This is a genomic window from Paraburkholderia humisilvae (assembly GCF_902859855.1).
GTDB classification, from domain to species: Bacteria; Pseudomonadota; Gammaproteobacteria; order Burkholderiales; family Burkholderiaceae; genus Paraburkholderia; species Paraburkholderia humisilvae.
In genome coordinates this window covers 179,009-185,225 of the sequence record NZ_CADIKH010000016.1, presented here as the reverse complement: position 1 = coordinate 185,225, position 6,217 = coordinate 179,009, and the positions used below count along the sequence as shown (strand labels likewise).

The window sequence follows — 6,217 nt, the reverse complement described above, 5'->3', positions numbered from 1 at the left end:
GATTTCACCCAGCGAGTAGGCGTCGGCGAGATCGGCGACCGCTGCCATCTGCGCATCGGTCGCATCGCCCGGCGCCACGCCGTGCGGCTTCAGCGACAGCGTGACCGCCGCATAGCCCGACACACGGTGCGGCCGTACGCTGCGCTCGACCCAGCGAGCAAATGCGCGGCTTTCGAGCAGATGCTTTTCGAAGCTCGGATCGGTGCCCGGCAGCTTGTCGTACTGCGGCGGCTGGAAGTACTGCGACACGCGGTCGAGTTCCGTTTGCGTGAGCGTCGACGGGCCGTCCTTCAGGTGCTGCCACTCTTCTTCGACCTGCTGCGCGAACTTCTCCGGCGACAGCGCCTTTACGAGAATCTTGATCCGCGCCTTGTACAGGTTGTCGCGGCGGCCATAGCGGTTGTACACGCGCAGCACCGCTTCGCAGTAGGTCAGCAGGTGCTGCCACGGCAGGTTTTCGCGAATGATCGCGCCGATCATCGGCGTGCGGCCGAGACCGCCGCCCGCGAGAATGCTCGCGACCACCTCACCGTCGGCATTCTTCGACAGATACACACCGAGGTCGTGAATCTGCACCGCCGCGCGGTCTTCCTTCGAGCCGGACACGGCGATCTTGAACTTGCGCGGCAGCCACGCGAATTCCGGGTGGAACGTCGACCACTGGCGCAGAATCTCGGCCCACGGGCGCGGGTCGACCGTTTCGTCGGGCGCGATGCCCGCGAACTGGTCGGCGGTGATATTGCGGATGCAGTTGCCCGAGGTCTGGATGCCATGCATTTGCACCGACGCGAGCTTGCGCAGGATTTCCGGCGTTTCCTCGAGTTCGACCCAGTTGAACTGGATGTTGGTACGCGTCGAAAAGTGACCGTAGCCGCGGTCGTGCTCGCGCGCGATGGTCGCGAGCATGCGCATCTGGTCGCTGCGCAGGTTGCCGTACGGAATCGCGATCCGATGCATATACGCATGGCGCTGCATGTACAGGCCGTTCTGCAGGCGCAGCGGGCGGAACTCTTCTTCGCTCAATTCGCCCGACAGCCGGCGGCGAACCTGATCGGCGTATTGCGCGACGCGTTCATCGACGATGGTCTGGTCGTACTGATCGTATTGATACATTCGGGGACCCCAGTTTGTTTGTCTCAGCCCACCCGGCGTTCCGGTTACGCCGCGCGATGAACCTCTCTGTCCGATCCCTTAGCGAAGCAAGTCAGGTGCATGACGTTAGACCCGCTCGTGATTTGCTAATGACGAAAAGAGATATCCATATTGGAAAAGTTGGTGAAATCGTAATAAACTCGCCTTATATTTCAAACGACTAAAAAATTCTGTTGATATGCGGCGAGGTTATATATGAACCTGCATCAGTTCCGCTTCGTCCGGGAGGCCGTCCGGCAGAACTTCAATCTCACCGAAGCGGCCAAGGCGCTGTATACAAGCCAGCCGGGCGTGTCGAAGGCGATCATCGAGCTGGAGGACGAACTCGGCGTCGAGATCTTCACGCGGCACGGCAAGCGGGTGCGCTCGATGACCGAGCCGGGGCGGATCATTCTGGCGTCGATCGAGCGGATTCTGCAGGAAGTCGAAAGCCTGAAACGGATCGGCAAAGATTACGCCGCGCAGGACCAGGGCAATCTGGTGATCGCCGCGACCCATACGCAGGCGCGCTACTCGCTGCCCGCGGCCATCGCGGAGTTCAAAAGGCGCTACCCGAAGGTGCACCTTTCAATCCTGCAAGGCAGCCCGAGCCAGGTCGCGGAAATGGTGATCCACGACCAGGCGGACGTGGCGATCGCGACCGAAGGGCTGTCGAACTATAAGGAACTGGTGTCGCTGCCGTGTTTCACCTGGCACCACGTCGCGGTCATGCCGGACGACCACCCGCTGCTCGAGCGCAAACAGCTGTCACTCGACGATCTGTCGCAATACCCGCTGATCACCTACGAAAACGCGTTCGCGGGCCGCACGAAGATCAACGATGCATTCCGGCTGCGCGGGCTGCAGCCGGATATCGTGCTGGAGGCGATCGATGCGGACGTGATCAAGACTTATGTCGAACTGGGGCTTGGGGTCGGGATCATGGCCGACATCGCGTTCAACGGTGACCGCGACCGGCACCTGCGTGCGATGCCGGTCGGCCACCTGTTCGGCAGCAACGTGACGCGCGTCGCGCTCAAGCAAGGGGCTTACCTGCGCGGTTACGTTTACACGCTGGTCGAGCTGCTGTCGCCGAGCATGAATCGCAAGCTGATCGAGCAGGCATTGAAGGGCGAGAGCGAATCGTACGAACTTTGATGTGCTGGCACGTGCGCTTTGTATTCTCGTCGCACACCGATTCGTAAGCGACACCGTTGGCACGCGTTTGACGCCCCCGTCGAGCGCGCTCGACCACACGCTAAGCATCGTCGGCCTGTCCCAGTGCCTTTGCCACGGAGTCTTTCGCATGACGTCCCATAAGAAGAACCTGCGCCGGCTCGCTGCCGTCGGCGCATTCCTGCTTGCCACCGCCGCGCACGCGGATCTGAAGGTCGGCATCGATCTGTCGACCACCGGTCCGGCCGCCGCGATCGGCATCACCAGCAAGAACGCGATCCTGATGTGGCCGAAGACAATCGCCGGCCAGAACGCGCAAACCATCGTGCTCGATGACGGCTCCGACCCCGGCGCAGCGGTGCGCAATATCCACAAGCTGATCAACGAGGACCACGTCGACGTGATCGTCGGCCCGAATGTCACGCCGGCCGCGCTCGCGGCGCTCGACCCGGTCGCCGAAAGCCGGACGCCGATGATCACGCTGATCGGCTCGGCGGCCGTTGTCGAACCCCAGGAAGGCAAACGCATATGGGCGTTCAAAATGGCGCAAACCGATCGCGCCATGGCGGACGTGATGACGCGCTATATGGCGAACCACCACGTAACGACGGTCGGCTTTATTGGTTTCGCGGACAGTTACGGCGATAGCTGGCTTGGCGAATTCACGAAGTTCGCGGCGCTGCGGCATATCCGGATCGTCGCGACCGAGCGCTTCAACCGCACCGACACCAGCGTGACCGGCCAGGTGCTGAAGCTGATCGCGTCCAGGCCCGATGCGGTGCTGATCGCGGGCGCCGGCACGCCGGCCGTGCTGCCGCAGCGCACGCTGGTCGAGCGCGGCTACAAGGGCGCGATCTATCAGACGCACGGCATTGCGACGCCGGAATTCATCAAGCTCGGTGGCAAGGACGTCGAAGGCACGCTGTTTCCGACGCAGCCGGTGGTCGTCGCGCGCACGCTGCCGGCCGATCATCCGGCAAAACAGGCCGCGCTGGCGTTCGTGAACGACTATGAGGCGAAGTACGGGCCGGGCACCGTCACGCAGTTCGCAGGCGATGCGGCGGGCGTGTATCCGCGGCTGCAGGATGCGGTGGCGCGTGCGTTGAAAACCGCGCAGCCGGGCACGCCGGCATTCCGCGACGCGTTGCGCGACGCGCTCGAGCATGCGCATGAACTGGTCGTGCCGAACGGCGTGGTCAATACGAGCGCGCAGGATCACGTCGGGCTCGATCAGCGCGCGAGCGTGATGGGGATCGTGAAGGGTGGGCAGTTTGTCTATCTGACCCAGTGACACTGTTGTTAAAGTAGACGTCTTTCGCTCTAATTCGCGTCCCAGCCATGCGCACTACCCGAGCCACCCACGCCGTCGAACGGCTGAAGACCCGCAGCGGCAATCCAGGCTATGCGGCAATCGCGCTGTCCAGCGGCCTGTTCTACCTCGTCGACCGTTCGAGCGGCACCGACCAGAAAGTGTCCGGGCCGTTGCCGCTCGACGAGTTCGTCAAATTCGTCGACGAACTCGGCCCGCAAAAGCCGCGCAAGGCCAGCAAGCTCGACCTCGCGTTCGAAGAGCAGATCCGAAAGAGCAAAGGTTGAGCGAGAGCGCCGTCAAATCGCGCGCCACTGCCCGCCAGCCGCGCTGCTCGCGAGCATCGCATCGATAAACCGCAGCCCCTCGACACCATCGTCGACGGTCGTCAGAAACCGGCTTTCCGGCGGCAGCGGTTGGCCCGCGTCGAGCGCTTCAATCTGTAGCGCGGCGTCCTTATACAGCTGCGCGAACGCCTCCAGATACCCTTCCGGATGCCCCGGCGGTACACGCGTCGCATGCGCGGCCGCCGCGCCCTTCACGCGCCCGCGCGTCAATCGCTGCGCCGCGCCGCCCAATGGCGTGAACCCCAGTTCGTTCGGCGCTTCCTGATCGAACGCAAGGCCCGCCCTGGTGCCGTACACGCGCAGCCGCAGCGCATTCTCCGCGCCGCTCGCGACCTGGCTCGCCCACAGCATCCCGCGCGCGCCGTTCGCATAGCGCAGCATCGCCTGGACGTGATCATCCAGCCGGCGTCCCGGCACGAACGTATTGACATCCGCCGCGAGTTCAGCCGGTAGCATGCCGCTGATAAAACCCGCCAGGTGATAGGCGTGCGTGCCGATATCACCGAGGCATCCCGCCGGCCCGGAGCGGGTCGGGTCGGTGCGCCACACCGCCTGTCTGTTCGTGCCGCTCTGCTCGATCGGCTCCGCCAGCCAGTCCTGCGCGTATTCGACCTGCACGACCCGCACGTCACCGAGCTCGCCCGCTTCGATCAGCTCGCGCGCGTGCCGCACCATCGGGTAACCCGAATAGGTATGCGTCAGCGCAAAGAGCCGTTGCTTTTCGCGCGCGAGCCGCGCCAGCGCCTGCCCTTCGGCGAGCGACACCGCGAGCGGCTTGTCGCAGATCACATGAATGCCTGCTTCGAGAAACGCGGTCGCGACCGGCGCATGCAGATGATTCGGGGTGACGATTGCCACCGCGTCGATACCGTCGTCGCGCGCGCTTTCGGCGCGCGCCATCTCGCGCCAGTCCGCATAGCTGCGCGCAATATTCGCTTGCGCGGCACTGGCCTGCGCGCGCTGCGGGTCGGACGACAACGCGCCCGCGACCACCTCGAAGCAGTCGTCAAGGCGCGCGGCGATCCGGTGCACCGCACCGATAAACGCGCCTTGCCCGCCACCGACCATGCCCAGCTTCAGTCTTCTTGCCATCGTGCGCTGCTCCTTACGATACGGCGCGCAATCGTTGCATGCGCAACCGGATAATCAGATGCCGAGCACGCGCCGCAATTGCGCGTGATCGACGCCGCTTTCCGCGAAGTCATCGAATGCGCGCTCCGCGACACGGATGATGTGCCGCCTGATAAACTCCGCGCCTTCGCGCGCGCCGTCCTGCGGATGCTTCAGCGCACACTCCCATTCGAGTACCGCCCAGCCGGGGAAATCGTATTGCGCCATCTTCGAGAAGATCGCGCGGAAATCGACCTGCCCATCGCCAAGCGAACGGAAACGCCCGGCCCGCTCGACCCAGCCGCTGTAGCCGCCGTATACGCCCTGACGCCCGGTCGGACGAAACTCCGCGTCCTTCACATGGAACGCCTTGATGCGTTCGTGATAGATATCGATGAATTCGAGGTAATCGAGTTGCTGAAGCACATAGTGGCTCGGATCGAACAGGATGTTCGCGCGCCGGTGATCGTTCAGCGTCGCAAGAAACCGCTCGAACGTGACGCCGTCGTGCAGGTCTTCGCCCGGATGCAGTTCGTAGCAGACGTCGACACCTGCTTCGTCGAACGCATCAAGAATCGGCTTCCAGCGGCGCGCGAGTTCGTCGAACGCCGCTTCGACGAGACCGGCCGGTCGCTGCGGCCACGGGTAGAGATAGGGCCACGCGAGCGCGCCTGAAAACGTCACATGCGAGTTCAAGCCGAGGCGCTGCGATGCCTTTGCAGCCAGCTTCAACTGCGCGATCGCCCATTCAGTGCGCGCCTGCGGATTGCCGCGTACCTGCGGCGCGGCAAAGCCGTCGAACAGCAGGTCATACGCGGGGTGCACCGCGACCAGCTGCCCTTGCAAGTGCGACGCCAATTCGGTCACCGTCACGCCCGCATCGGCCGCCATGCCGAGCCAATCGTCGCAATACGTTTGACTGGCCGCCGCCTGCTCGAGATCGATCAGCTGCGGCGCGACCGGCACCTGAATGCCTTTGAAGCCGAGCCCCGCGGCCCAGTTCGCCATATGCGCGAGATTGTCGAACGGCGGATCGTCGCCGAGAAACTGCGCGAGGAAAATCGCCGGCCCTTTGATGGTCTTCATCGTGCGTCTCCGTCAGTGGTCGAGCCCACGCGGCGCGACATTCCGCATGCCGCGCCGC

The 6,217-nt window shown here is 63.9% G+C and carries 6 protein-coding genes; 3 read left to right on the top strand and 3 right to left on the bottom strand.

The genetic code is table 11. The features are described from left to right. Nucleotides 1–1,113: nitrite/sulfite reductase (locus tag HV796_RS18900; protein WP_175228010.1), on the bottom strand; the 1,113-nt coding region annotated here is incomplete at its 3' end. A 234-nt stretch (nt 1,114–1,347) separates the two neighbouring features. Here HV796_RS18900 and HV796_RS18895 point away from each other — a divergent pair. The 3 genes from HV796_RS18895 to HV796_RS18885 all read left to right on the top strand — a co-directional run bounded on the left by HV796_RS18895 (nt 1,348) and on the right by HV796_RS18885 (nt 3,903). Beyond that, nucleotides 1,348–2,289, top strand: coding sequence for a CysB family HTH-type transcriptional regulator (locus tag HV796_RS18895; protein ID WP_175228009.1), 942 nt, complete (start codon nt 1,348–1,350; stop codon nt 2,287–2,289). A gap of 148 nt (nt 2,290–2,437) precedes the next feature. Continuing rightward, on the top strand, nt 2,438–3,598 hold the full coding sequence (locus HV796_RS18890; protein WP_175228008.1) for an ABC transporter substrate-binding protein: 1,161 nt from the start codon (nt 2,438–2,440) through the stop codon (nt 3,596–3,598). Between the two features lie 47 nt (nt 3,599–3,645). Then, complete coding sequence (locus HV796_RS18885) at nt 3,646–3,903, top strand: hypothetical protein (RefSeq protein ID WP_175228007.1); 258 nt, start codon at nt 3,646–3,648, stop codon at nt 3,901–3,903. Between the two features lie 12 nt (nt 3,904–3,915). Here the strand turns inward: HV796_RS18885 and HV796_RS18880 are convergent, their stop codons facing one another. Both HV796_RS18880 and HV796_RS18875 read right to left on the bottom strand, forming a co-directional pair. Next, a complete protein-coding gene (locus tag HV796_RS18880) occupies nt 3,916–5,055 on the bottom strand; it encodes a Gfo/Idh/MocA family protein (RefSeq protein ID WP_246355923.1) in 1,140 nt (379 codons plus the stop codon). Between the two features lie 54 nt (nt 5,056–5,109). Further along, nucleotides 5,110–6,159: a sugar phosphate isomerase/epimerase family protein gene (locus tag HV796_RS18875; protein WP_175228006.1), complete on the bottom strand. Its 1,050-nt coding sequence runs from the start codon at nt 6,157–6,159 to the stop codon at nt 5,110–5,112. Nucleotides 6,160–6,217 lie beyond the last annotated feature (58 nt).

Coding starts and splice junctions, on each gene's coding strand:
- HV796_RS18895 (WP_175228009.1), top strand. CDS start 1,348: ATGAACCTGCATCAGTTCCGCTTCGTCCGGGAGGCCGTCCGGCAGAAC.
- HV796_RS18885 (WP_175228007.1), top strand. CDS start 3,646: ATGCGCACTACCCGAGCCACCCACGCCGTCGAACGGCTGAAGACCCGC.
- HV796_RS18875 (WP_175228006.1), bottom strand. CDS start 6,159: ATGAAGACCATCAAAGGGCCGGCGATTTTCCTCGCGCAGTTTCTCGGC.
- HV796_RS18890 (WP_175228008.1), top strand. CDS start 2,438: ATGACGTCCCATAAGAAGAACCTGCGCCGGCTCGCTGCCGTCGGCGCA.
- HV796_RS18880 (WP_246355923.1), bottom strand. CDS start 5,055: ATGGCAAGAAGACTGAAGCTGGGCATGGTCGGTGGCGGGCAAGGCGCG.